Source organism: uncultured Bacillus sp., assembly GCF_958411575.1.
GTDB classification, from domain to species: Bacteria; Bacillota; Bacilli; order Bacillales; family Bacillaceae; genus Bacillus; species Bacillus spizizenii.
This window is the reverse complement of record NZ_CATYRA010000004.1, coordinates 127,352-153,407: the sequence shown is the minus strand read 5'-3', so window position 1 is coordinate 153,407 and position 26,056 is coordinate 127,352. Positions and strand designations below refer to the sequence as shown.

General features: G+C 44.4%; 21 protein-coding genes and 1 pseudogene. 4 read left to right on the top strand and 18 right to left on the bottom strand.

Annotated elements, in window-relative coordinates; translation table 11 throughout:
* Positions 1-34: 34 nt before the first annotated feature.
* The 10 genes and pseudogenes from coaE to Q5C82_RS08485 form a co-directional block, all read right to left on the bottom strand.
* Positions 35-628 (bottom strand): dephospho-CoA kinase, encoded by a 594-nt coding sequence (gene coaE, locus Q5C82_RS08530; RefSeq protein ID WP_003223573.1) that lies wholly within the window; start codon positions 626-628, stop codon positions 35-37.
* A 15-nt stretch (positions 629-643) separates the two neighbouring features.
* Positions 644-1,294: pseudogene (ytaF, locus tag Q5C82_RS08525) on the bottom strand (sporulation membrane protein YtaF); the annotation flags it as partial.
* Positions 1,295-1,442: 148 nt separating this feature from the next.
* Positions 1,443-2,273 carry a DNA-formamidopyrimidine glycosylase gene (gene mutM, locus Q5C82_RS08520; RefSeq protein ID WP_003223569.1) on the bottom strand — a complete coding sequence of 277 codons (831 nt, stop codon included), beginning with the start codon at positions 2,271-2,273 and terminating at the stop codon, positions 1,443-1,445.
* A gap of 22 nt (positions 2,274-2,295) precedes the next feature.
* A complete protein-coding gene (gene polA / locus Q5C82_RS08515; RefSeq protein ID WP_003223566.1) occupies positions 2,296-4,938 on the bottom strand; it encodes a DNA polymerase I in 2,643 nt (880 codons plus the stop codon).
* 241 nt (positions 4,939-5,179) lie between these two features.
* Positions 5,180-6,919: a sensory box histidine kinase PhoR gene (gene phoR, locus Q5C82_RS08510; protein WP_003223563.1), complete on the bottom strand. Its 1,740-nt coding sequence runs from the start codon at positions 6,917-6,919 to the stop codon at positions 5,180-5,182.
* Positions 6,912-7,634 (bottom strand): two-component system response regulator PhoP, encoded by a 723-nt coding sequence (gene phoP, locus Q5C82_RS08505; protein WP_003223561.1) that lies wholly within the window; start codon positions 7,632-7,634, stop codon positions 6,912-6,914. Before phoP ends, phoR begins: the two co-directional genes overlap by 8 nt.
* Positions 7,635-7,845: 211 nt before the next feature.
* On the bottom strand, positions 7,846-8,784 hold the full coding sequence (gene mdh, locus Q5C82_RS08500; RefSeq protein ID WP_003223559.1) for a malate dehydrogenase: 939 nt from the start codon (positions 8,782-8,784) through the stop codon (positions 7,846-7,848).
* A 43-nt stretch (positions 8,785-8,827) separates the two neighbouring features.
* Entirely contained in the window at positions 8,828-10,099 is a 1,272-nt protein-coding gene (gene icd / locus Q5C82_RS08495; RefSeq protein ID WP_003223557.1) for an NADP-dependent isocitrate dehydrogenase, read from the bottom strand.
* A 164-nt stretch (positions 10,100-10,263) separates the two neighbouring features.
* Positions 10,264-11,382, bottom strand: coding sequence for a citrate synthase (gene citZ / locus Q5C82_RS08490; protein ID WP_003223555.1), 1,119 nt, complete (start codon positions 11,380-11,382; stop codon positions 10,264-10,266).
* A gap of 332 nt (positions 11,383-11,714) precedes the next feature.
* Entirely contained in the window at positions 11,715-12,179 is a 465-nt protein-coding gene (locus tag Q5C82_RS08485; protein ID WP_003223553.1) for a DUF441 domain-containing protein, read from the bottom strand.
* A 96-nt stretch (positions 12,180-12,275) separates the two neighbouring features.
* Between Q5C82_RS08485 and ytvI the strand changes: the two genes are divergently transcribed.
* Positions 12,276-13,391 carry a sporulation integral membrane protein YtvI gene (gene ytvI / locus Q5C82_RS08480; protein ID WP_003223552.1) on the top strand — a complete coding sequence of 372 codons (1,116 nt, stop codon included), beginning with the start codon at positions 12,276-12,278 and terminating at the stop codon, positions 13,389-13,391.
* 32 nt (positions 13,392-13,423) lie between these two features.
* On the opposite strand, the gene Q5C82_RS08475 is transcribed toward ytvI, so the two are convergent.
* From Q5C82_RS08475 to dnaE, 7 genes are all read right to left on the bottom strand, one after another.
* Positions 13,424-13,807 (bottom strand): FxsA family protein, encoded by a 384-nt coding sequence (locus tag Q5C82_RS08475; RefSeq protein ID WP_003223550.1) that lies wholly within the window; start codon positions 13,805-13,807, stop codon positions 13,424-13,426.
* 94 nt (positions 13,808-13,901) lie between these two features.
* Complete coding sequence (gene pyk, locus Q5C82_RS08470) at positions 13,902-15,659, bottom strand: pyruvate kinase (RefSeq protein ID WP_003223548.1); 1,758 nt, start codon at positions 15,657-15,659, stop codon at positions 13,902-13,904.
* A gap of 41 nt (positions 15,660-15,700) precedes the next feature.
* The gene (gene pfkA / locus Q5C82_RS08465; RefSeq protein WP_003223547.1) at positions 15,701-16,660 is read right to left on the bottom strand and encodes a 6-phosphofructokinase; all 960 of its coding nucleotides are present in this window, start codon (positions 16,658-16,660) and stop codon (positions 15,701-15,703) included.
* A 183-nt stretch (positions 16,661-16,843) separates the two neighbouring features.
* Positions 16,844-17,821 carry an acetyl-CoA carboxylase carboxyl transferase subunit alpha gene (gene accA / locus Q5C82_RS08460; protein ID WP_003223545.1) on the bottom strand — a complete coding sequence of 326 codons (978 nt, stop codon included), beginning with the start codon at positions 17,819-17,821 and terminating at the stop codon, positions 16,844-16,846.
* Positions 17,806-18,678 carry an acetyl-CoA carboxylase, carboxyltransferase subunit beta gene (accD, locus tag Q5C82_RS08455; RefSeq protein ID WP_003223544.1) on the bottom strand — a complete coding sequence of 291 codons (873 nt, stop codon included), beginning with the start codon at positions 18,676-18,678 and terminating at the stop codon, positions 17,806-17,808. Before accD ends, accA begins: the two co-directional genes overlap by 16 nt.
* 333 nt (positions 18,679-19,011) lie before the next feature.
* Positions 19,012-20,244 (bottom strand): NADP-dependent malic enzyme, encoded by a 1,233-nt coding sequence (gene maeB / locus Q5C82_RS08450; protein WP_003223541.1) that lies wholly within the window; start codon positions 20,242-20,244, stop codon positions 19,012-19,014.
* A gap of 136 nt (positions 20,245-20,380) precedes the next feature.
* A complete protein-coding gene (gene dnaE, locus Q5C82_RS08445; RefSeq protein ID WP_003223539.1) occupies positions 20,381-23,728 on the bottom strand; it encodes a DNA polymerase III subunit alpha in 3,348 nt (1,115 codons plus the stop codon).
* A gap of 139 nt (positions 23,729-23,867) precedes the next feature.
* Between dnaE and ytrH the strand changes: the two genes are divergently transcribed.
* The 3 genes from ytrH to Q5C82_RS08430 all read left to right on the top strand — a co-directional run bounded on the left by ytrH (position 23,868) and on the right by Q5C82_RS08430 (position 25,002).
* Positions 23,868-24,209, top strand: coding sequence for a sporulation membrane protein YtrH (gene ytrH, locus Q5C82_RS08440; protein ID WP_003223537.1), 342 nt, complete (start codon positions 23,868-23,870; stop codon positions 24,207-24,209).
* Positions 24,206-24,709, top strand: a complete 504-nt coding sequence (ytrI, locus tag Q5C82_RS08435; RefSeq protein ID WP_003223535.1) for a sporulation membrane protein YtrI — start codon at positions 24,206-24,208, stop codon at positions 24,707-24,709. Before ytrH ends, ytrI begins: the two co-directional genes overlap by 4 nt.
* 101 nt (positions 24,710-24,810) lie before the next feature.
* Entirely contained in the window at positions 24,811-25,002 is a 192-nt protein-coding gene (locus Q5C82_RS08430; protein ID WP_003223533.1) for a hypothetical protein, read from the top strand.
* A 17-nt stretch (positions 25,003-25,019) separates the two neighbouring features.
* Here Q5C82_RS08430 and nrnA read toward each other — a convergent pair whose 3' ends face one another.
* Complete coding sequence (nrnA, locus tag Q5C82_RS08425; protein ID WP_003223531.1) at positions 25,020-25,961, bottom strand: bifunctional oligoribonuclease/PAP phosphatase NrnA; 942 nt, start codon at positions 25,959-25,961, stop codon at positions 25,020-25,022.
* Positions 25,962-26,056 lie beyond the last annotated feature (95 nt).

Genomic DNA, 26,056 nt, shown 5'->3' with positions numbered 1-26,056 from the left:
AAAAAACACCGTTCATAACGAACGGTGTTTTGTATTATGCCCAGCTAGTGATGATGTCATCAAGCTGCTGTTTGGTCTCTGCAAGCGTGCCGCTGTTATCGATGACTCGATCTGCTCTTGCTGTTTTTTCCTCTAAGGGCATTTGAGCACGGATACGGCTGACCGCTTCTTCTTCCGTCAGCTGATTGCGCTTCATCAGACGTTCCAGCTGAAGCTCTTCGGTCACACTGACCACAATAATTTTATCAACTAAAGATTCCAATTTGCTTTCAAATAATAGCGGGATATCTAATACAACAAAGGCCTCGCGATTTGCTATGGCTTTATCACGGCGATTGAGCATTTCCTGCCTGACTGCAGGATGAACAATCGCATTTAAAGCAAGGCGCTTTTGTTCATTTGTAAATACCAGTGCCCCAAGCTTTTTTCGATCTATATCACCGTTTGGGAGCAGAATGTCTTCACCGAATTCGTCAATGATTTGCCGGTGGGCCGGCATCCCTTTTTCTACCGCTTGTTTGGCAATGATATCTGCATCTATAACTGTTATTCCTTTTTCAATCAGCATATTGGCTACCGTACTTTTGCCGCTAGCTATTCCTCCCGTTAAACCAATGACTAAGGTCAAGAGATCCACTCCTTTTTACAATTTCCAGAGCCCGATCGTGATCAGCAGAAGCCCCGGCAAAAACGCCATCTTATCAATCCATTTCCACTTAGACAGAAAATGGCCGGCATTGATTCCGATTGATACAAACAGCGAGCTCATGATTGCCACGGCGATGCTCATCACAATCGGTGAAAAACCGAGAATGGCTGCGCCAATACCTGCTCCGAAGGCATCAATCGATAAGGCAAATCCCAGTAAGACCGCCTCAATTCCATTGATCACACCCGATTTGTCGATATCCGCACTCATAGGTTTTCTCAAAATATGAATCACAATCCCTAATGACCGAACCTCTAAATTAAGCAGCGTTTTTTCATGCAATAAGTATTCTTTGTCTTTTGCCGGTTTGAAAAATTGATACAGAACCCACGCACCAATTCCGACCAATATCAAACCGCCAAGCTTCTCCGTCACATATACAGGTAAAAACTTCGTGAGAAAGCTTCCGATCAGCATGGAAATAAACATGACAGCACCGGAACAGCAGGCGATAACCAAAATCGCTTTAAACGGTATTTTCATTTTTCTCAATCCATACGTAAATCCGACTGAAAAACTGTCCAAGCTGACAGCCAACGCCAGCAGCAGTATAGAAACCATTTGCATATCCGTTTCTTCCTTTCTGTTGGTGCTCTTGTATCAGATGTAAAATGCCCGGGATTCATCACAATCATATATATGGGAAAGTGAAAAATCCGTGTTTCGAAAATGGCATCCTCTATTACAGAGTTACTGATATATGCACCGACAGCTTGGACGATGAAGCATTATGCTACTTTTTTTTCTGGCACTTCGCACAAAAATGCGTGCCCCTGCCACCGACGACAATCTTTGAAATCATCGTTCCGCAATTTTTGCACGGCTCGTCTTTTTTTCCGTATACAAAATGCTGCAACTGGAACATTCCGATTTCCCCTTGGGAGTTGATATACGAACGGACTGTGCTGCCGCCTGCATCAATCGCTTCCTGCAGGGTGTTTTTGATTTCAGCGTGAAGTGTTTTGATTGTTTTGTCTGATAATTGATTTGCTTTCGTCTCAGGATGGACACCCGCTCTGAAAAGAGCCTCGTCCACATAAATGTTCCCGAGTCCGACAACTGTTTTCTGATCCAGTAGGGCGGTTTTGACAGCACGGTTTGTTTTGGCAAGCCGTTCTTTTAAATATGCACTCGTAAATTCTTCTGCATCCGGCTCCAGCCCTAATTGAGAAAGAGGGAGCTCACCCGCTTCCTCTCCCGGTTTAAATAAGTGCATGGTTCCAAACTTCCGCACATCCCTGTAACGAAGCTGGGTCCCGTCTGTCATCGTGAATATGACATGCACGTGTTTATCGTCTGGCTCCTCCGCTTGATGAAGCCCGTATTTCCCTTCCATTCGAAGGTGGGAAACCATGACATAATGATCTAAATGAAACAGCAAAAACTTTCCCCGTCTTCCGATAGACTGTATCGTTTCTCCTGCTAGATTTCGCGCAAATTCCTCCGGTTCGGCAGGCCGTTTGATGATATTCGGCCATCTGATCTCTACCGATTTGATTGTTTTTCCCTTTACAAGCCCGGTCAGAGTGCGCCGGACAGTTTCAACCTCTGGTAATTCCGGCACATCCATCACTTCCTATCTCTGTTTATTTCGCGTCGTACCAAGATGGGCCTGATGCAAAGTCCACCTTTAACGGCACATCTAATGCAAGCGCATGTTCCATCACTTCAGGAACAAGCTTTTCAAGAATTTCAATTTCTTCCTGCGGCGCTTCAAAAATTAATTCATCGTGTACTTGAAGCAGCAGTCTTGCTTTCAGCTGTTTTTCTTTCAGCTTGGCAGCCATATCAATCATGGCTTTTTTTATAATATCAGCCGCGCTTCCTTGAATCGGCGTATTCATTGCCGTCCGCTCCGCAAAACTGCGAATATTAAAGTTTCGGCTCGTCAGCTCAGGAATGTAACGGCGGCGATGCATAAGCGTTGTCACGTATCCTTTTTGCTTTGCGTCCTGAACTGAATCTTCCATGTACGCTTTTACGCCTTGGAAGCTTTCCAAATATTGGTCAATGAATGCGCCGGCTTCCTTCCGGGTAATGCCGAGGTTCTGTGACAACCCGTAATCGCTGATGCCGTATACAATGCCAAAGTTGACCGCTTTCGCCTGGCGTCTCATCGCAGATGTCACTTCATCCTCGGCAACATGGAACACATCCATTGCCGTTTTCGTATGAATATCCATATCATTTGTAAAAGCTTCGATAAGATTTTGATCTTTTGAAATATGGGCAAGCACCCGCAGCTCGATTTGTGAGTAATCGGCTGCAAAAATAAGCCAGTCTTTTTCAGACGGAACAAAAGCTTGGCGGATTTTACGCCCTTCTTCAAGCCTGATCGGAATGTTTTGCAGATTCGGATCAGTCGAGCTGAGACGGCCTGTTTGCGTTAAAGCCTGGTTAAAGCGCGTGTGGACCTTATGCGAATCCGGTCTCGTCACCTTTAAAAGCCCTTCGATATATGTCGATTGAAGCTTGCCAATTTGTCTGTACTGCAAAATATAGTCGACAATATCATGCTTGTCAGCCAGCTTTTCAAGCACATCAGCAGACGTTGAATAGCCTGTTTTTGTTTTTTTCACGACAGGCAGGCCGATTTTTTCAAACAAGATGACGCCGAGCTGTTTCGGAGAATTGATATTAAACGGCTCTCCCGCAATCTCATGGATTTTTTCTTCATATTCCTTCAGCTTCGCACCCAGTTCTTCACCCATTCGTTTTAAACGATCAACATCGACCTTGACGCCAGTTGATTCCATTTCGCCGAGAATAAGCGCAAGCGGCATTTCGAGCTCTTCAAACAGTTCAAGCTGATCGTTGTTCTCCAGCTCCTGAACAAGCTTTTCCCGGAGGCTTTGAATGGCTAACGCTTTTCGGACAAGGTGCTCAGACAGTACATCTTCTGACGGCACCGCCCGTTTTGCTCCTTTGCCGTAAACCGATTCGTCGCTTGATACGATATGCAGGCCGTAATCCTTGGCCACACTCGCAACGTCATCGTATGAATTGCCCGGATTGATGATATAAGCCGCAAGAAGTGTATCAAACTCCGCCCCTTTCAGCTCAATGCCCTGCCAGCGCAAAGCGACAACAGCCCGCTTGCTATCGAAAAGCCATTTCTTCTGCTCGTCATTTTCTGCCCATTCTTTAAACACCTCAGACTCCACGGCAATGTCTTTCGGAATAAAATAAGATCCCGTTTCATTTACGATCGAAAATCCGAGAAGCGGCTCTTCATGATAATTATCGCCAATCTGTTCAACGACAAATGCGGATGGAGAAACCAATATGCCGCTTGTTACGTCTGTGACGGTTTCGACCTTAATTTCCTCTAATGCCTGATCCTGCTCTGCTTCTTCACTGTCTTCCCCAAGACGTTCAAGAAGCGTGTTGAATCCTAGATCTTTAAAGATGGCAATCACCTGTTCACGATTGAAGCCTTGATATTCCAAGCCGGAAACAGATACCTCAATCGGCGCATCCGTCATGATCGTCGCAAGCTCCTTGCTCATCAATGCCTGATCCTTAAATTCCTCAAGTTTTTCCTTCAGTTTCTTTCCGCTCACCTCGTCAATGGACTCCAGCAGCTTTTCCACGGAATCGAACTGTTTTAAGAGCTTAATGGCTGTCTTTTCTCCTACGCCGGGCACACCTGGAATATTATCCGATGAATCACCCATCAGACCCTTCATGTCAATGATTTGTTCAGGCGTAAGCCCGTATTTCTCTTTGACGTGCTCCGGTGTGTAAAATTCAACATCGGTAATTCCTTTTCTCGTAATGGCAACTGTTGTTTTGTCTGTTGCCAGCTGGGTTAAATCCTTATCTCCTGAGAAAACCTTTACTTCAAATCCGTCTTTTTCAGCCGATTTGGCCAGTGTGCCGATAATATCGTCGGCTTCGTATTGTTCCAGTTCGTAGCGGCTGATCTGATAGGCATCCAGCAGCTCGCGGATAAATGGCATTTGTTCGGAAAGCTCAGGCGGTGTTTTCTGTCTGCCGCCTTTATATTCTTTAAATGTGCCGTGACGAAATGTTGTTTTCCCGGCATCAAATGCAACCAGCATGTGCGTCGGTTTTTCATCCTCAAGCATCTTCATTAAAATCATCGCAAAGCCGTATACGGCATTCGTATGAACACCTTTATCATTGCTTAACAGCGGCAATGCAAAAAACGCCCGGTAAGCCAGACTATTTCCGTCTACAAGCACTAATTTTTTTCGTTCCGTCATTCAATATCCTCCTAAGAAGCCTCAGGCTTCCATTCATCTCTTACATAGTCATTAGCTCCTCTTATTTTAACAAAGTTCAATTTGAAAGGAAAATACGTGAACTGAAGAGAAGACACAAAAAAGGACGGGAACACAAAATGTTCCCGCCGTCAAAATTGGCTCCTTGGATGAAGGGGTTCTACTACATCCTACCAGCATAGGTTTAACAGTGCATGAAGATATTGTTAAACCTTTGTAAACATTAGGCGGACTTTTCAGCGGCCCTTTTCAGTGTCACTGTAAAGACCGTTCCCCGTCCAGGCTCGCTTTTGACATCGATTTTCCCTTCATGAGCCTCTATTAAATGCTTTACGATCGCAAGGCCCAGACCGGTTCCGCCCGAATTCCTGCTTCTGTCTTTATCTACGCGGTAAAAACGTTCAAAGATGCGCGGGATTTCTTCTTTCTGAATTCCGATTCCAGAATCGGCAACTTCAATCTGAATGTCTTTTTCTCTGGGCGTTACATTGATAGCTACAGAGCCCCCTTCAGGCGTGTAGGTTAACGCATTGTTTACGAGATTAAGAAATACCTGTTTCAGCCTGTACGGGTCGCCTGATACGTATAGCGGATCTTTCGGTAGATTCAATTGTAAGGAGATGCCTTTCTCATCCGCCTTATGCTTAAGAAGCGTTTCAATCTCACCAAGCATTTTGGCTGGTTCAAACGTTTCGATGCTGAGCGTAAAATTTTGCTGCTCGATTTTTGAGAGATCGAGAAGATCCTGAACCAAAGACTGAAGCCTTTCGCTTTCCTTTAGAATAATGGAGAGAAATTCAGAAAGCGCTTCTTTGTCCTCCATCGCCCCGTCCAATAATGTCTCCGTAAACCCTTTAATGGACGTAATCGGCGTTTTCAGCTCATGAGAAACATTAGCCACAAAATCCTTTCTCATCTGCTCTAATTTCTTTGTCTCCGTCATGTCATGGAAAACGAGCACAATTCCTTTCCATTCATCGTCCGGCCCCATAATCGGAACGCCGTCCACTTCAAAATAACGCCGTTCAATTTTGATCGGAAGCCTTAACAGCTTGCATTTCTTTGTCTCCGTCATAAAAATGTCTTCGACAAGCTGGATCACTTCTTCATGTTCAAATGCATCATGATAAAGACGGCGCAGCATCTGATTCGGATTGATATGAAACTGCTTGGCATAAGACCTGTTTACGAGATTGATAAAACCTCTTCCATCAATCATAATCAGCCCGGAACCGATATTTTCAATGACTGTCAGCAGCCGGTCCCGCTGCATTTCCTGCGTTCTCGTCATTTCCATCAGATCAACGGCAAGGCTGTTCATCGCACGGCCAAGCTTATCAGAGCGCCTGATATAGCCGCCGTACGTCCTGGCATCGTAGTTCCCCTTGGATAGTTCTGTTGCTACGTTTGTCGCTGCTTCAATCGATCTTTTATAGCGTGAGGTCATACTGGAATAAAAATAAACAATGACGATAAAAGCGGTACAAAGACTGGCCGTCAGCATCCCCCACATTTCGCCTTTCAAGCCGTAGCTTTTTTTAGAGGCAGAAAGCAGCACATATCCTGTTTTTTCACCTTCACTTCTAAGCGAGAGTCCATAATAAAGCTTGTTATCCGCTGTTGAAAGAACACCCTCATGGCCAGAAACAAGCGCCTGCACCTTTGGAGAATCTGCTGCTCCCCCGTTTGACCCATACAGCACCTTGCCGTCTGTATCGATAACGGATGCGCTCACATCAAGCGCGCCGCCTGCATCTTTAATGATTTTCTCATTTGCTTGATCATTCAGATTGCCGGCATCAAGAAGCGAAGCCATGTATTTGGCTTCTTTTTCAATGTGTTCCTCTGCTTTCCTTTGATCAGATGTTTCAAAGAGCTGCTGCAAAAACAGCCCGAGGACACTAAACACCAGAATCATACAGACAACGAGTACAGAAAAAAGGCGCACACGGTATTTATTCATTCATTTTTGGCTCCTCCAGTTTATATCCCAATCCCCTAATCGTTTTAATATAGATCGGTTTTTTAGTATTGTTTTCAATTTTGTCGCGGAGATGGCTGATATGCACATCAACAATTCTCGTATCTCCGGCAAAATCATAATTCCAGACAGCGCTCAACAGAAGATCTCTCGTCAGCACTCTGCCTTTATGTCTGCCCAAATAGAGCAGCAGTTCGAATTCTTTCGGTGTCAGCTCAAGCTGATTTTCTTTAAAGTATGCTTCATAATGATCAGGCAGAATTTTCAGATCGCCAATTACGATCTGACCTTCAATTTCATCGTTTTTCATTTCACTAGAGGGCGCAGCCATTTCCGAACGCCTTAAAATCGCTTTGACCCTTGCATTTACTTCCCTTGGACTGAACGGCTTGGTCATATAATCATCAGCACCGAGCTCAAGCCCTAATACTTTGTCAAATTCCTCATCCTTCGCTGTCAGCATTAAAATCGGAAACATCAGTTTTTGCTGTCTCAGCTGCTTGCATACTTCGATCCCGTCCAGTTTTGGAAGCATCACATCAAGCACAATCAAATCAGGCTTCTCTGTTTCTGCTTTTTTGAGTGCTTCTTCCCCATCCGAGGCGGTAATGACATCATAGCCTGACCGTTCCAAATTGTACTGTAAAAGAGTAACAATAGATTCTTCATCATCCACAACTAAAATTTTCTTGTTCATGCTGTGCCTCCAGTATTATAATTCCCCGACATCCTATTTCTCTATTTTATGTCATCTTAACATGTTTCATGATTTTATTTTAGCGAAAGCAGGACATTCCGACAATTCGTCTTTTACATCATTTTTAAAAGAAAGATAGACGTTAATGATAACGCTTTCATTTATAGCAAAAAGAGAAAGGCTCTATCAAGCAAGCCTTTCTCTCTTTTTATTAAGACAATACTTTCATGACATTTTTGACAGATTCAACTGATTTATTCAGCTGTGCTCTTTCATAGTCTGTCAGTTCAAGTTCAATGATTTGCTCAAGACCGTTGCCGCCTACAATTGTAGGAACACCAAGGTAGATGCCTTCATAGCCGTATTCCCCTTCAAGGTAAGCAATTGTAGGAAGGACGCGGCGCTGATCTTTCAAGATCGCTTCGACCATTTCTGTCAGAGAAGCCGCAGGCGCATAATACGCGCTTCCGTTTCCAAGAAGATTCACGATTTCGCCTCCGCCTTTTCTAGTGCGCTCCACAATTGCGTCAATCCGTTCTTTCGGAATGAGAGTTTCAAGCGGGATACCGCCAGCATAAGAATAACGCACAAGCGGCACCATATCGTCACCGTGGCCGCCAAGAACGAAACCAGTCACATCTTTCACTGACAGGTTTAATTCCTCTGCCACAAATGTTCTGAATCTTGCCGTATCAAGCACACCGGACTGGCCGATTACGCGCTCTTTAGGGAAACCTGATTCTTTGTACACCGCGTATGTCATTGCATCAACAGGATTTGTCAGCACCACAATGATAGAGTCAGGAGAATATTTCACGATTTCTCGTGTAACGCTTCTCATAATTTTTTCGTTTGTAGAGACTAGATCATCTCTGCTCATACCAGGTTTTCTTGCGATACCGGCTGTAATGACAACAATGTCAGAACCCGCTGTATCCTCGTAATTGGATGTGCCTGTGATTTTTGCGTCAAAGCCTTGAACCGGGCTTGCTTCAAACATATCAAGCGCTTTTCCCTTTGTCGGGTTCTCCAATTGCGGAATGTCAACAAGAACTACGTCTGCCAGCTCTTTTTGAGCGATTAAAAATGCAGTTGTCGCTCCGGTAAAACCTGCTCCGATAACAGAAACTTTTTTACGAGTATTTCCCATGTCTCTCTTCTCCTTTATGGCTAGTTTTAGGCTGTTTCCTTGCTTAGTCCATGTTTTTAATCAGTTCTTCTCCGAACTCTGAACATTTCACTTCAGTCGCGCCGTCCATTAATCTGGCAAAATCGTAAGTTACGACTTTAGAAGCGATTGTTTTTTCCATAGATTTGATAACCAAATCAGCCGCTTCGTTCCACCCTAAATGCTCAAGAAGCAGAACGCCTGAAAGAATAACTGAAGATGGGTTTACTTTATCAAGGCCTGCATATTTAGGAGCCGTTCCGTGCGTCGCCTCGAAAATCGCATGTCCTGTTTCATAGTTGATATTTGCTCCAGGTGCAATGCCGATTCCGCCGACTTGCGCGGCAAGAGCATCAGAGATGTAATCTCCGTTCAGGTTCATAGTTGCAACGACATCAAATTCGTTCGGTCGCGTTAAAATCTGCTGAAGGAAGATGTCAGCAATGCTGTCTTTGACAATGATTTTGCCTGCTGCTTCCGCTTCACTTTGCGCTTTGTTGGCAGCGTCTTTTCCTTGTTCTTCAGCAATGCGGTCATATTGAGCCCATGTGAAGACTTTTTCGCCGTATTCTCTTTCAGCAAGTTCATAGCCCCAGTTTTTGAAGGCGCCTTCTGTGAACTTCATGATGTTTCCTTTGTGAACAAGGGTTACAGATTTGCGGCCGTGCTCGATTGCATAATCAATGGCTGCTCTGACCAAACGGCTTGTTCCTTCTTCAGAAACAGGCTTAATGCCGATACCTGATGTCTCAGGGAAACGGATTTTGTTGACGTTTAACTCATTTTGCAGGAAGCTGATGAGCTTTTGCACTTCTTCAGAGCCTTTTGCGTACTCGATGCCTGCGTAAATATCTTCTGTATTTTCACGGAAGATGACCATATCAGTATCTTCAGGGCGTTTTACCGGTGACGGCACTCCAGTAAAGTATCTTACAGGTCTTAAGCAGACGAATAGGTCAAGCTCTTGTCTGAGCGCTACGTTCAAAGATCGGATTCCGCCGCCGACAGGGGTCGTTAACGGGCCTTTAATCGCGATGAAATATTCGCGGATAACATCTAATGTTTCAGCAGGCAGCCACTCACCTGTTTTATTATAAGCCTTTTCTCCGGCATAAACTTCTTTCCACGTAATTTTCTTTTCGCCTTTGTATGCTTTTTCAACTGCTGCTTCCAAAACTTTCGAAGCCGAGTTCCAAATATCAGGACCGGTTCCGTCTCCTTCGATAAACGGGATAATCGGGTTGTTTGGTACGTTTAATACTCCATTAGAAACTGTAATTTTTTCACCTTGTGCCACAATAAAAACCTCCCAGTATGTAATTCATATTTAGAAAACATTTTATTTTTCCTATATAGAAAACAAAATGATTTTTCTCAACATTCAATGTAAAGTGTAAACCACTTTTAATGTTCTGAACAAGAGGCTAACCTCATTAACGCAAGCCAGCCTCCAATGGTTCTTTAGGCTCTTTCTTCAATTGGAACAAATGCTTGTTTATCAGGGCCTGTGTAATCTGCCCGCGGGCGGATCAGTCGGTTGTTGTCATACTGCTCAAGAATATGAGCAAGCCAGCCGGACATTCTGCTTATAGCAAAAATCGGTGTGAACAAATCATGGTCAATACCGAGGCTGTGATAAACAGAAGCCGAATAGAAATCAACGTTAGGCGGTAGCTTTTTCTCTGATGTGACGATCTCTTCTATGCGAATCGACATCTCATACCATTTGCTTTCGCCTGTCAGGTTTGTCAGGCGCTTGCTCATTTCTTTCAGATGCTTCGCGCGCGGGTCGCCATGCTTATACACGCGGTGGCCGAATCCCATAATTTTTTCTTTCTTTTCAAGTTTGGCGCGGATGTACGGCTCAGCGTTTTCCACTTCACCGATTTCTGTCAGCATCTTCATCACGCCTTCATTTGCACCGCCGTGAAGAGGACCCTTCAGTGCGCCGATTGCGGCAGTAATGCCTGAATAGATATCAGAAAGTGTTGCGACGCAGACCCTTGCTGTGAACGTTGACGCGTTCAGCTCATGGTCAGCATGTAATATCAGCGCTTTGTTGAAAGCTTCAACCTCAATTGGCGAAGGCTCTTCACCGTTTAATGTGTAGAGAAAATTCTCGGCAATGCCGTAGTCTTCTCTTGGTTCAACAGGCTCAAGACCTTTGCGGATTCTGGAAAACGCTGCAACCAGACCAGGCACCTTTGCCTGAAGGCGGATCGCCTTTCTGTAGTTGGCTTCAGGGTTCATGGTATCAGCCTCGCTGTCAAGCAGGCCTAGTAATGAAATTGCTGTCCGAAGAGCAGCCATGGGATGAACATTTTCGAGGGAATAAGATTTGAAGTGCTCAATAATTTCTTGCGGAACGGCAGCTTCCTTTGCAAGCTGCTGCTTTAACTCATCAAGCTCCTTTTTGTTCGGCAGCCTTAAATGCCAAAGCAAGTAGATGATTTCTTCAAAACTTGCATTCTCTGTTAAATCATCGATATCATACCCCACATATGTAAGGGTATCGTCAATAATAGAACTAACAGATGATGTTGTTGCTACAACCCCTTCTAGACCGCGTGTCGCTGTCATATATAACATCTCCTTTTCAATATATTTCCCCTTTAAGAGTGTTGTAAAAACATGAGGCTTACTTAAAAAGCATGATGCAAGTATTTCTCTCCCCCTAAAAGAAAATGCTTACATTTTACTGCCTGCTTCTACTGAAACCCTTTGCTTATGAAAGAACATAACAAATTCTTATAAGCTTATTTAAGTTTAAGCCTATTCTCATTATAAACAATAATCAGACATTTGTTAAATGTTTACCTATAATTTTTTTTTTCATTCTGTGATTTCCCCGAAAAAACGCCTTTATTTGCGGGTTTTTGCATAAAAAAAAAGCGGCTTTAGGGCCGCTTTTTTTATGAAGTGAACAGTTTTACGATCTGCATGGCTATATAAGCAATCCCCGCTCCGATCAGCGGTCCCACCGCAACTCCGCCAAAAAGCGCGACTGCAAGAATGGTCCCGATCACAAGAGCAGTTGTAATATGCGGGTCATTTTCCAGCAGGGTCAGGCCGTTTTTGGCAATCAGCGCCACTGCAATTCCTGCTCCCAAGGCGATCCAAGCATAGGAAGACCGCACTGCTTCTCCAAGCTGCTTAAATCCGATTTCTCCCGTGGCAATCGGAACAAGAACAGCGATTGTGATAATGGTCACTCCCCAGTTAATGCCTTTTGACTGGATGGTTGGAAATAATTTCTGGTCAAGTCCAACGATTTTGATGATCAAAAGGACGGATACAGCAAAGAGCAATGATTGGTTTTTTGCGATAAGTGCAATAGCCAAGAGTATAATTAAAAATAAATTTGCTTGTGTAAACACATGCCATCCCTCCTTTAAGATGAATGTATTCATATTCAGCCGGAGCGTGAATACATATAAAAAATAGGACATGCTGACGAGAGGAGGACCGATTCCGTGAATCAATCTTATATCACTATTTTTTTCAGAACCCTCTTTGTCATATCAATTACCGCAGGATCGATAGCTGCGGCCTATTATTCGTTTCCGTTAACTTATCCGTTCCTGATCGCCCTTATTCTCTCATCAGTGATTCATCCTCTTGTTGACTATTTGGACAAAGTGACAGGATTCCCCCGAACGATAAACGTCCTGGGCGTGCTAGCTTTTTTTCTGCTCGCCGCCTTCGGCGTGCTCACCATTCTTGTAGCGGAAATCGTAACGGGAACAGCCTATCTTGCAAAAACACTGCCTCCGCATATCAGCACGTTTATCTCATATTGCGAAAAATTGTTTACGACTCATATCCAGCCGCTCTATAACGAACTGTCCCTTTTGTTTCAAGAATTGGAGACCAACCAGCAGGCTTCGATTGTCACTCACATTCAGACACTCGGTGATTCCGCCGCTAAAAATGCCGGACTGCTGCTGTCCCACATTCTAGAAATGATCCCGAGGTTTTTCGCGCTTCTTCCCAATACGGCGGCTGTTCTGATTTTTTCTCTTCTGGCAACATTTTTTATGACAAAGGATTGGCACAAACTGAAAGCAATGCTCGTTTCGATTCTGCCGGGTCGGGTTACAGCTAACAGCAAGGCCATCAGCAGCGAGTTAAAAAAAGCAATGACCGGTTTTATCAAAGCTCAAGCCGTTCTCGTTTTCATTACGATGGTAATTGTATTTATCGGCCTTTCTCTCTTAAAAGTTGAACATGCTGCAACAATTGCTTTTTTAATCGGGCTTGTTGATCTTCTCCCTTATTTGGGTGCGGGTTCCGTATTTGTGCCGTGGATTTTATATTTATCGATTACAGGCCAGCTGCCTCAGGCGATTGGAATCGGTGTACTGTACCTCGTCGTTCTGATTCAGCGGCAGCTGACAGAGCCTAAAATACTTAGTAAATCTATCGGGATCGATCCGCTGGCAACGCTCATCGCCCTGTTTGCCGGTTTTAAATTATTCGGGTTTTTAGGATTGATTGCCGGGCCGGCTGTGCTCGTCATCATCCAAGCCTTCATCACAACAGGCGCATTAAAGGAAATATGGTCCTACATTACTGTTCAGCAAAAATAAAACAGCAGCCCATGTTGCATGGCTGCCGTTTTTTATTTGATGATGATCCGCTTGTTCTTCGACATCCCTCTCAGCCATTTGAACAGAATCGGCTTACACCAGCTGCGGGTAAACGGGATAAGCAAACAGGCGCCGGCCAAATCTGATAAAAAGCCCGGAAGCATCAGCAATAGACCGCCAATGAAAATGCACAGGCCGTCAGCAATCGCTTCCCCCGGCATTTTGCCATATTGAAGATCACGCTGAACCTTATAATATACTTCGGTTCCTTGTTTTTTTGCAGCTGCTGCGCCGATAATGCCCGTCAGAATCATTAAAAGGACCGTCGGCAAAATGCCGATCAGCTTGCCTGAAAATAGGAATATGCCGATTTCTATTGCCGGAAATAGAATAAAAAGCAAAAATAAAAATCTCATATCCAAGCCCCCCCACACGTGTAACACGCCTCTGTTCAACATAAGGCAAGATAAAGAGAAAAGGAAGGGATTCCCCTTCCATTTTCACCTGTAATTAAAGAACGCTCGCACGGCCTTGGTAGACTGCGCCTCTGGAAGCGTCAACTGTAATTTCCTGGCCTTCTGTCAAAATAGATGTCGCATTTTCAAGGCCAACGATTACCGGAATGCCAAGGCTTAATCCCACTACCGCAGCATGACTTGTCAAACCGCCTTCTTCTGTAATAAGGGCAGACGCTTTTTCAAGAGATGCGATCATATCACGGTCAGTGCTTTTGGTAACAAGTACCGCACCGTCAGTCATTTTTTGCTCAGCTTCTTTTGCATTTTGTGCAATGACAACCGGACCGAAAGCTGATTTGCGTCCGATGCCTTGGCCTTTAGCGATGATATCGCCGACAGTGTAAACTTTCATTAAGTTCGTAGTGCCAGACTCACCGACAGTGCCTGCTGTAATGACGATCAGATCGCCGTGTTTTACAATTCCGCTGTTCAATGATTTTTGGACAGCATCCTCAAGCATCTCATCTGTTGTGTTCGCATTTTGGCCGCTTTCTGCGAATACGCCTGATACGAGCGCAAGTTTTCTGGAAACAGAATCATTTACCGTAACCGCAACAATTGGCGCCTGTGGACGGTATTTCGCGATCATACGCGCTGTATGGCCGCTTTCAGTCGGTGTTACGATCGCAGCAGCATTCAGGTTAATTGCCGTATGTGCGACAGATTGTCCAATTGCGTCTGTAATCGTCATTCCTACTTGATCTCTGCGTTTTGAAAGAATTTCTTTATAATTTAACGCTTCTTCAGAACGTGACGCGATGTTGTGCATCGTTTGAACCGCCTCAACCGGATAGCTTCCGGCAGCTGTTTCACCAGAAAGCATGATCGCATCTGAGCCGTCGAAGATCGCGTTTGCAACGTCACTTGCTTCCGCACGAGTCGGACGCGGGTTGCGCTGCATGCTGTCAAGCATTTGTGTCGCTGTAATAACAGGTTTTCCTAGCGCGTTGCATTTTTTGATCAGCTCTTTTTGCACGAGCGGAACTTCTTCAGCTGGAATTTCAACACCTAAGTCTCCGCGCGCAACCATTAAGCCGTCAGACACTTCGAGAATCGCATCGATATTGTCAACGCCCTCTTGGTTTTCGATTTTAGGAATGATTTGAATATCCTGAGCGTTGTGCTCCTCAAGAAGCTCACGGATTTCAAGCACGTCCGTGGAACGGCGTATGAAAGATGGCGCGATGAAGTCTACTCCCTGCTCAATACCGAAAACGATGTCTCGTGCATCTTTTTCAGTGATACCCGGAAGATTGACGCTGACGCCCGGTACGTTAACACCTTTTTTATTTTTGAGTGTTCCGTTGTTCAATACTTTTGTTTTGATTTCGCGTTTAGCAGCATCTACATTTAGTACCTCAAGGCCGATAAGTCCGTCATCTAACAAAATCGTTGAACCTTTTTCAACGTCGTCAACTAAACCTTCATATGTGACTGAAATTTTATCTGTTGTTCCCACTACCTCGTCCATTGAAACGATAAGCTCTTTGCCTGTTTCGAGCTCAATGCCGCCGTTTTCCATTGTATGTGTGCGGATTTCAGGACCTTTTGTATCTAGCAGGATACCGACATTTTTGCCAAGCTTTTTGCTTGCTTCGCGGATATTTTTAATTCTTGCACCGTGCTCCTCAAAATCTCCGTGAGAAAAGTTTAATCGAGCCACATTCATTCCTGACTCCATTAATTTCGTAAGCATTTCAACACTTTCACTTGCCGGACCGATAGTACAAACAATTTTAGTTTTTCTCATTTGGTTCACTTCCTTCTGAAATCTTCAGCCTTCAGCTGACATTAAATAGACAGTTCTTTTGAAAGCTGATACATGTTTTGCTCAACTGTGTGTTTTGTATCCAATATTTCTATAATATCATGGTCTACAAGCTTATTGTTTTGTATACCTACACAGCGTCCGCCTTTTCCTTCTAGCAGCAGTTCAACAGCATATGCGCCAAGACGGCTTGCCAGCACGCGGTCAGCAGCGCTTGGAGAACCACCGCGCTGGATATGGCCCAGTACAGATACCCTAGTTTCAAGATTTGTTTCTTCTTCAATGCGTTTCCCGAACTCAACACCGCTGCCTACACCTTCGGCAACGATAATAATACTGTGTTTCTTGCCGCGTTCGTGGCCGCGTTTTAAGCGGGCAATGATTTCGTGCATGTCATAGTCTGCCTCAGGGATTAAGATTGATTCCGCGCCCCCTGCAAGACCGGCCCACAATGCGATATCACCGGCATGACGTCCCATTACTTCGATCACATATGTACGTTCATGAGAAGTCGCTGTATCGCGAATCTTATCAATTGCGTCAATTACTGTATTTAAAGCTGTATCGAAACCGATTGTAAAATCAGTGCCCGGAATGTCATTATCAATTGTACCCGGTACACCTACGCATGGAAACCCGTGTTCTGTTAATTTTTTCGCACCCATATAGGAACCGTCTCCGCCGATGACAACAAGACCTTCAATACCAAGCTTTTTCAAGTTTTCTATCCCTTTTTCACGGCCTTCAACCGTTTTGAATTCAGGACATCTTGCCGTATAAAGCTTTGTTCCTCCGCGATGTATAATATCGCCAACAGATCCGAGTTCAAGCTTTTCAATCTTTCCGCTGATCAATCCTGCGTATCCGTTGTAAATGCCGTAAACTTCAACGTCATGATAAATCGCTTTTCTGACTACTGCGCGAACTGCTGCGTTCATTCCCGGGGAATCCCCGCCGCTCGTTAATACCCCTATACGTTTCATTCTCCATTCACCTCAGCAACATATATGATTAAACATAACATGATCATTGCCCTAAAAACAATGAAAAGGGATCTCCATCCTCCCTATCAAACCTTACCTATTATACAATTAAATAAATTGTTTTTAAATAAATTTTAAAGAATGTCACAAAAAATAAACGTGAGCCAAAGGCTTCACGTTTATTTAGTTTGCCCCGATATATTGATCTTCAACCGAGACTTTGCCAATTGCTTTATATTTTTCATAGCGCTGCTGAACTAATTCTTCTTCGCTCAGCTTCAGCAAAGTTTTTAACGATTGTGTAAGGGTTTCGTCCATATAGCTTGCCTGCAGCTTTACATCGTGATGCGCTCCGCCTTTTACTTCTTTTATCATATGATCTATAATACCTAATTCTTTTAAATCCGGCGCAGTGATTTTCATTGTTTCTGCTGCTTTTTTAGCAAGACTGGAGTCCTTCCATAAAAGTGCCGCGGCACCTTCCGGAGAAATAACAGAATAAGTAGAGTTTTCCAGCATATGCAAGTGATTACCTACACCCAGACCAAGGGCTCCGCCGCTTCCGCCTTCACCGATGACGATGCAGATAACAGGCACTCGAAGGCCGGCCATCTCAAACAGGTTTTTGGCAATGGCTTCGCTTTGTCCTCTTTCCTCCGCTGCTCGTCCAGGGTATGCTCCCTTCGTATCAATAAAACAGATAATCGGTCGGTTGAATTTGTCAGCCTGTTTCATGAGACGAAGCGCTTTTCGGTAGCCTTCAGGGTGAGGCATCCCAAAATTGCGGACTAGGTTTTCTTTCGTGTCTTTGCCGCGCTGATGCCCGATAACCGTTACAGGTAGGCCATGGAACTTCGCAATCCCGCCGACAATGGCTTCATCGTCCCCGTACGCTCTGTCTCCGTGACATTCAAAAAAGTCGGTAAACAGTTGTTCGATATAATCAAGCGTTGTCGGACGGTCCGCCAGACGCGCAATTTGAACACGGTCCCAAGGCTTCAGATTTTTGTAAATATCATCCTGAAGCTTAGCGAGACGATCTTCGAGCCGTTCGATTTCCGCACTTAGATCCATATCGGAATCTTGGGTGAATTTTTTTAGTTCGGCGATTTTGGTTTGCAGTTCAATCACCGGTTTTTCAAATTCTAATCTTGCAGCCACTCTATGTCACCTCCTGTTTGATGCATATCCAGCAGATTCTCTAACGTTTTTTTCATATCGTCGCGGTGAATAACCGCATCAAGCTGTCCATGTTTTAATAAAAATTCAGCCGTTTGGAAGTCCTCTGGCAGTTTTTCTCCTATTGTCTGTTCAATAATCCGTCTTCCGGCAAAACCGATCAGCGCGCCAGGCTCAGCGAAATTGTAATCGCCAAGGGATGCAAAGCTTGCTGATACGCCCCCGGTAGTCGGATGCGTCATCACTGAGATAATGAGGCCTTGTTCTTCACTGAACAGTTTTAAGGCAGAGCTTGTCTTAGCCATCTGCATCAAACTTAATACGCCTTCCTGCATCCTAGCGCCGCCTGAAGCCGTAAAAATAATAAACGGAACTTTATCAGCTTTTGCTTTTTCAATCGCAAGCGTGATTTTTTCACCGACGACTGAACCCATGCTGCCCATTCTGAATGAAGAATCCATGACTGCGACAACAGCCGGGTGTCCGCCGATGGTGCCCTTGCCTGTCACAACAGCCTCGTTTAAGGATGTTTTCTCGCGATCTTTTTCAAGCTTTTCCAGATATCCCGGGAACCCAAGCGGGTTTTCCGATAACATTCCCTGATTGAATTCCTCAAAGGATTGTTCATCCATCAAGCTTTCGATACGTTGTTTTGCGTTCATTGGGAAATGATAATCGCAGTTCATGCATACCCGCATATTTTTATCCAACTCTTTAGTGAGCATGATTTTTTTACACTTAGGACATTTTGTCATAATGCCTTCCGGAACATCGTGCTTCGCTTGATCAGACGGTACGGAAGCATACTTTTTCTTTTTCGTGAATATATCCTTTAACAAATGATTACCTCCCTTTTGTGAAGGGTTCTCTTCACCGCATGTCATCAATCAGATAGACTTGCTAATAACTTTACCGAAACTATTGTACTTTTTTTGTCAAACGCTGTCATCCTCAATTCGACAACTTTTTATTCGATGACGTGTTCGGAAAGGTTCGGATGAATTCAGATAAGACGTTGAAATAACAGGATTGGCAGCGTATTCAAAAATAATGTTAAACACGGCTGAAATTTTTTTAAGACCAGCCATTAAAAAAATTTCAGCCGCCAGTTTAACTTGAGAACAGCGCGCCGGACTCCGCCAACGCGCTGCCATTTTTGGAATGAATTAAAATTATTCACCAATAATCGTAAGTTTTCTCGTTTTTTCTGCGACTTCCTCAGGGTCAACAGTGATTCTTGCAACACCTGTTTCCATCGCCGCTTTTGCAACAGCTTTCGCAACGGCAGGCGCAACACGTTTATCAAACGGTGCAGGGATAACGTAGTCTGCGCTAAGCTCATCTTCTGAAACCAGTGAAGCAATGGCTTCAACTGCTGCGATTTTCATTTCTTCGTTAATGTGAGTGGCACGAACGTCAAGCGCACCGCGGAAAATACCAGGGAATGCTAGAACATTGTTTACTTGGTTCGGGAAGTCAGAACGGCCCGTTCCAATAACGCTTGCGCCAGCTTCACGCGCATCTTCCGGCATAATTTCCGGATTTGGATTTGCCATCGCAAAGATAATAGGATCTTTTGCCATGCTTTGAACCATTTCTTTTGTTAACGCTCCTGCTACAGACACACCGATAAACACGTCAGCATCAACGATGACATCTTTCAGAGAACCGTCTTTGCGGTCTTGGTTTGTGAATTTCGCCACTTCATTTTTGACATCGTTCATGCCTTCCGGACGCCCTTCATAAATCGCTCCTTTTGAATCGCACATCACGATGTCACGCACGCCGTAATGGTGAAGAAGCTTGATAATCGCAATACCAGCTGCGCCGGCGCCATTTGCGACAACTTTAATGGATGACATGGATTTTCCAGACAGTTTCAGCGCGTTTACAAGACCTGCTACCGTTACAATGGCAGTACCGTGCTGATCATCATGGAAAACCGGGATGTTTGTTTCTTTTTTGAGGCGTTCTTCAATGATAAAGCAGTTTGGCGCTGCAATATCTTCAAGGTTGACGCCGCCAAATGTCGGTTCAAGCAATTTAACAGTTTCAACGATTTTATCAACATCGTTTGTGTTTAAAGCAATCGGGAACGCGTCCACGCCTGCAAAGCTTTTGAATAGAACAGCTTTCCCTTCCATGACAGGAAGCGCGGCTTCAGGGCCGATATTTCCAAGGCCAAGCACAGCTGTACCGTCAGTTACAACTGCTACCATGTTCCCCTTCATTGTATAATCATATACTTTGTTAATGTCTTCATGAATATCCTTACACGGTTCTGCAACACCCGGGGAATACGCAAGACTTAAATCTTTCGCGTTTCTGACTTCTACTTTCGATTTAGACTCCAGTTTCCCCTGATTGACTTTATGCAGGTGTAATGCTTCTTCTCTTAATGACATTCTCCTAAACACTCCTTATGGATATTTTTTGATTCGTAAACTGCTGCGTTGATTGCTGCATTCTGCGGAGTTGATCTATCTGAATATTTAAACAGGATCACATAATTGCTCCAATTGTATAACAAAAAGTGACTCGTTACCACTGTTTTAAAACGACGTTTTTTTGACCCAACAGCTCTTTTAAGCGATATAACACCTGGTGATCCGCATTGATATGAAACGACTCAGGAAGCTTAATCGTCTGTTTCTGCCTTTCATAATAGAGATAAACGCCTGTTTCCCCTTTATGCTCCAGCAAAATGCGCTTAATCTTTGCCAGGATCTCCTGACTGTGCTGACTGCTTTCTATTTTTATATAAACCGATGGCGCTTTTTCTGCATCCATATTTTCTAATAATTCTGCCCGGGACATGATAAATTGGACCTTATCCTGCCTTACTTCACATTTTCCCGCCGCGAACAAAAGAGCGCCTTCTCTTAAAACGGGAGAAAGCTGTCTGAATTGTTCAGGAAAGACTACGGCTTCCATTTCGCCGGTTTCGTCACTGAGCGTTAAAAACGCCATGTTTTGACCTGTTTTCGTCCGAATCGTCTTGATCTTCGACAGCAGAACTCCGAGAGAAAGCTGCCTTTTGAAAGCCTGCTGGGCTTGCAGAATGGACACTGCCCCGTGCGCAGCCAGCTGTTTTCGGTAGGCAGAGAGCGGATGATTTGAAAAATAAATGCCGAGCGTCTCTTTTTCAAACGCAAGTAAATCCACAAGCGGAAGCTCCTCAGTCTCCACATACTTCGGCTTAATTGAAAACGATTCATCTAAAAACAATCCCATTTGGTCATCGTCCGCGGCGAATAGCTCAGTATGTTCCAAAGCAACATCAATGGATGCGAGCAGCGTGGCCCGGTTTTGGCCGAATTCGTCCATCGCACCAGAAAATATGAGTGCTTCTAGCGTTTTGCGATTTACGCTTTTTGACGGCACGCGAAAGCAGAAATCGAAAAGATCTTCAAATGGTTTCTCTTTTCTTGCTTTATATATATCTTTGACTGCTGAGATGCCTACACTTTTTATCGCACGGAGGCTGTACCTGACAGCTCCGTCTTCAACTGTAAACGGATAGCTGCTTTTGTTCACTGACGGAGGAAGGATACGAATCCCGCTCCCCTTTGCTTCGTAAAGATATTGAGCTATTTTATCCTCATTGCCAATGACGCTTGTCAGCAATCCGCACATAAAATATAACGGATAATGAGCCTTCAAATACGCAAGCTGGCAGCCGATCATGCTGTATGCCACAGCATGGCTTCTGTTGAAGCCATAGTTTGCGAATTTGACGATTAAATCGTAGACTTCATTTGCAGTGTCTACAGAATACTCCTTTTTTAAGCACCCTTCAACAAAATGGCTTCGCTCTTGGTCAAGAATGTCTTTCTTTTTTTTGCTGACTGCACGTCTGAGCAAGTCCGCCTCGCCTAAAGAAAATCCTGCCATACGAGAAGCAATCACCATAATTTGCTCCTGATACACAATGACGCCATACGTATCTTCCAAGATGCTCCTTAAATCTTCATGAGGATAGTGAACAGGCGCCCGACCATGTTTACGGTCGATAAATAGCGGAATATTTTCCATCGGACCGGGCCGGTACAGCGCATTGACCGCCACAATATCTTCCAAGCCTGAAGGTTTAAGCCGTTTCAAGACGCTTCTCATCCCTGCAGATTCAAGTTGAAAAATCCCTGTCGTATCGCCTTTTGACAGCAAGGAGAACGTTTTGTCATCACGGTAGGAAATACTTGAAAGATCTATTTTGATGTTTTCTTCTTTTTCGATCATTGAAGTGATGGACTCGATCAGAGTCAGGTTCCGCAAACCTAAGAAATCCATTTTTAAAAGGCCCAAGTCTTCAAGATGATCCATCGCGTATTGCGTCAAATATATCCCTTCGTGCCCTTCCTGAAGAGGAACAACATCTGTTAATGGTTCTTCACTCAGGACAACGCCTGCTGCGTGGGTTGATGTATGCCTTGGCAGCCCTTCTATTTTTCGAGCAACCATATAGACTTGCTGAAGCAGGCTTGACTCCCGAAGCCTTTTATCCAGCTGCGGCGACTGCTTTCTCGCTTCATCCAGTGTCATGCCCGGCCTTGCAGGAATGAGTTTTGCAAGCTGATCTGCTTCCTTCGGGCTTACGCCGAATACTCTGCCGACGTCCCGAAGCGCCGCTTTTGCTGCAAGTGTTCCAAAGGTAATAATCTGCGCAACATGCATCGCACCGTATTTCTGCTGAACGTATTGGATGACTTCATCTCTTCTTGTATCCGGGAAGTCAATATCAATATCCGGCATACTGATACGTTCGGGATTTAAAAATCGTTCAAACAGCAGATGATGATTAATCGGGTCAACATCTGTGATATACAGCACATAAGCCACAAGAGAGCCTGCCGCAGAACCCCTTCCCGGTCCCGTGACGATCCCTTTATCATGGGCATACTTCATAAAATCCCATACGATCAGAAAGTAATCGCTGAATTTCATCCGCTTGATGACACCAAGCTCATATTGAAGACGGCGAAGATATCGTTCATCAGGCGTGCCAAAACGGCTGCGGAGTCCTGCCATACAGATGTCCGTTAAATAATCATCAGCGGACGTTCCGTTTGGAGTCGGGAAAGACGGGAGACGGGTCTGCCCGAGGCTGACATCAACCCGGCATTGTTTCGCGATCTCAACAGATTCTTGCAGTGCTTCGGGATGCTCTCGATAAATGTTTTGCATTTCTTCGAGCGGTTTCAAATCGAGATCAGGAAGGTCTTCGGCGGGTGCATCCGTCAGTTTTTCACCTGCTTTAATCGCTTTCAGACAGCGGTAGGCAGCCTTATCTTCTTTCCTTATGTAATGCACATCGCCTGTAGCCGTTACAGGGATACCCGTTTCTTCAGACAGACGCAGAATCTGCTCAGACAAGGCTTGATTCCCTTTAAAAGGCTGATAGGAGAAATAAAAAGCTCCCTTTCCGAATATAGACTGAAATTCAAGTGCGGCTTGAGCAGCCTGTTCAAACAGCCCTTCTTCAAGTAGCATTTCAATATATCCTTTTTCGCCGGGCGTTATTGCGATAATGCCTTCTCGATAACTGTGAAGCCATTTCGGCTTTAGCCCGCCTTTTGATTTCGATTGCAGGACGCTGCTGATTTTCAGCAGGTTTTGATAGCCTGTATTTGATTTGGCCAGCAGGACGAGCGGGTAGGCTTCAAGCCCGTTATCATCTGTAAAAACAGAAGCCGTCAAACCGATTATCGGGTTAATTCCTCTCGCCTTGCATGCTTTATAAAATTGAATAGCTCCGTACATGACATGATCATCTGTCAGCGCCAAAGACGCATATCCGAGCCTCTCAGCTTCACTGACGAGCTCTTCCACAGCCGCGGCGCTGTTTAGCAGGCTGTACCCGCTATGCACTTGCAGGTGAACAAAAGACATGCTATCACCTCTTTCTCCTTACGATCCATTTCTTTCTTCATTATAAGTCCGGTTTCCAAAAGAAACAAATGTTCTTTTTCGACTACTCATCATACTTGTCCTGAAAGCTCAATATGATATAAAAGGTGAGGTGATAAAGATGGATCAGGAAGCAGGATTTATGGTGAATTTTATTAATAGTTACTTCATTGCGTTAGGGGTGCTGATCGGGGGCGCACTCATCGGAGGGCTCGGAGCATATTTGGCAGGCGAAGCCCCGCTTACGGCGATTACAAAGCTTGCGAACCGGTTAAAAATTTGGGCGCTTGTCGCAGCTATCGGAGGCACCTTTGATGCGGTATACAGCTTTGAACGAGGCATTCTTGAAGGCAATACGAGAGATATCTTTAAGCAGCTTCTATTGATTATCTCGGCCATGGGCGGTGCGCAAAGCGGCTGGCTCATTATTTCATGGCTGACTCAGGAGCATCTTTCTTCATGAGGGTCCCCCAGCATTACAAAAAACCGGGGTGGCAGCGCTTTTTCGCAGGAATGATGTGCGGAGCCGTAATCAGCTGGTTCTTTTTCCTGTTTACTTACGGAACATTCCAAGAGGAGCAGGTCAGCCTCATCGAAAAACAAAAAGAGCATGTAAAAGACTTGAACAATCAAATTTCGATCTATCAGGAAGACCTCCATAAACTGAATGAAGATAATAAAAGAAAACTGCTGATTCAAAGCGTCAGCGTTAAATTGCTGAATGGGGATAAATATAAAATATCACAGCCGGATAAAACGAAATTCGAGGAGCATGTAAAGGATGATATTTCAGAGGTGATTACAAAAGACATAGAGAGCGTCTATCAAACAAAAGATCTTTTAAAACGGACAATCGAAAATAAAGTGTATATGATCAATGAAAAAAAATACGAGGCAACCGTCAAGGAATTAACGATTTATACAAGATTGACAGTAGAACTTGAAATATCATTCGCCACATAATTATGGATTTTTTTTAAATTCTCCAAACTTCTGTCGCTTTTTCCCATTCTTTTTTATAAACTATATGTGAGGCTTAATGGCGAAAGGAAGGAGGAAGGGAAATGGAGGTTTACAGTGACCGTCAGTTAGCAAAAGATCAAGCAGCCCGGCTCAGACAAGGTTTTTCTGCATATGCCGAAACACACTCACTCGCTTCCCTCATCAAAAAAGAACTTCAATCTCACAATCTCCAAGTCTATGAGGACCTTACTGATTTTGGCTGCTGGTTCATCCCTGTCACAGATGAACACTAAGAGAGAGGGTCTCCCCTCTACTCGTGTTCTTTACATAATGCTTCCAGATCAGCTAAAATCCGATCAGCTTCATCCCAACTGTAAATAGAGGCGCCCGAAGCAAGCGGATGCCCACCGCCATTATATTTTCGGGCAAGTCCGTTAATGACAGGCCCCTTCGAACGGAATCTGACTCTGATTTGATCGTCTTCTTCTACGAAAAACACCCAAGCGCGAATACCTGAGATATTCCCAAGCGTCCCGACGAGCTGTGACGCTTCTGAAGCCGTTGTGCTGAACTTTTCAAGCGTATCTTTTTTGATAAAAACAGAAGCTGCACCGTTTTCGGACAATGACACATTTTGAAAGATATAGCCGTTAAGCTTCACCACATTCAGTTTTGTTTCATACAATTGATTAAACAACTCTGAGGAAGAGAATGGATACTGAATGAGCTCGCCTGCATATTTTAATGTTTTTTCCGTTGTATTCGGAAATAAGAAGCGTCCGGTATCTCCGACGATGCCGGCGTAGATGAGCTCTGCCGCTTTCGTATTCAGCTTCCAGCCGTGCTCTTTTCCTTCTAAATACAGCTCGTAAATCATTTCACTTACTGAGCTGGCGCTTGTATCGACCCAGAGAAGGTCACCGTATGGATCTTCGTTCGGATGGTGGTCGATTTTTATCAGTTTGGCGCCGGAAGGATAACGCTGATCGTCGATTCTTTCCTGATTTGCCGTATCGCAGACAATGACAAGTGCGCCTTCATATGTTTCATTGTCCACCTCATCAAGGGAATATAAGAAAGAGAGGGACGGTTCAGGCGTGCCCACCGCAAAAATATTTTTTTCAGGATATGTTTCACGCAGGATTTCTGTAAGGCCGCACTGTGATCCGTAGGCATCCGGATCAGGACGCACATGTCTATGTAAGATAATCGTGTCATATAATGATATGGTTCTGATCAGTTCTGTTTTCATTTGATACTCCTTTATTGTTTTTATTCATTAAATCACATTCTCTGCCGACGGAAAAGAAAAATAACGTCAAAACCAAGCCCGTTTTTGTATAGAAT

Bases quoted from the DNA above. Each gene is read 5' to 3' on its own strand.
- polA (WP_003223566.1), bottom strand. From the start codon at position 4,938: ATGACGGAACGAAAAAAATTAGTGCTTGTAGACGGAAATAGTCTGGCT.
- phoR (WP_003223563.1), bottom strand. From the start codon at position 6,919: ATGAATAAATACCGTGTGCGCCTTTTTTCTGTACTCGTTGTCTGTATG.
- phoP (WP_003223561.1), bottom strand. From the start codon at position 7,634: ATGAACAAGAAAATTTTAGTTGTGGATGATGAAGAATCTATTGTTACT.
- mdh (WP_003223559.1), bottom strand. From the start codon at position 8,784: ATGGGAAATACTCGTAAAAAAGTTTCTGTTATCGGAGCAGGTTTTACC.
- citZ (WP_003223555.1), bottom strand. From the start codon at position 11,382: ATGACAGCGACACGCGGTCTAGAAGGGGTTGTAGCAACAACATCATCT.
- Q5C82_RS08475 (WP_003223550.1), bottom strand. From the start codon at position 13,807: ATGAGATTTTTATTTTTGCTTTTTATTCTATTTCCGGCAATAGAAATC.
- pyk (WP_003223548.1), bottom strand. From the start codon at position 15,659: ATGAGAAAAACTAAAATTGTTTGTACTATCGGTCCGGCAAGTGAAAGT.
- pfkA (WP_003223547.1), bottom strand. From the start codon at position 16,660: ATGAAACGTATAGGGGTATTAACGAGCGGCGGGGATTCCCCGGGAATG.
- maeB (WP_003223541.1), bottom strand. From the start codon at position 20,244: ATGTCATTAAGAGAAGAAGCATTACACCTGCATAAAGTCAATCAGGGG.
- dnaE (WP_003223539.1), bottom strand. From the start codon at position 23,728: ATGTCTTTTGTTCACCTGCAAGTGCATAGCGGGTACAGCCTGCTAAAC.
- ytrH (WP_003223537.1), top strand. From the start codon at position 23,868: ATGGATCAGGAAGCAGGATTTATGGTGAATTTTATTAATAGTTACTTC.
- ytrI (WP_003223535.1), top strand. From the start codon at position 24,206: ATGAGGGTCCCCCAGCATTACAAAAAACCGGGGTGGCAGCGCTTTTTC.
- Q5C82_RS08430 (WP_003223533.1), top strand. From the start codon at position 24,811: ATGGAGGTTTACAGTGACCGTCAGTTAGCAAAAGATCAAGCAGCCCGG.
- nrnA (WP_003223531.1), bottom strand. From the start codon at position 25,961: ATGAAAACAGAACTGATCAGAACCATATCATTATATGACACGATTATC.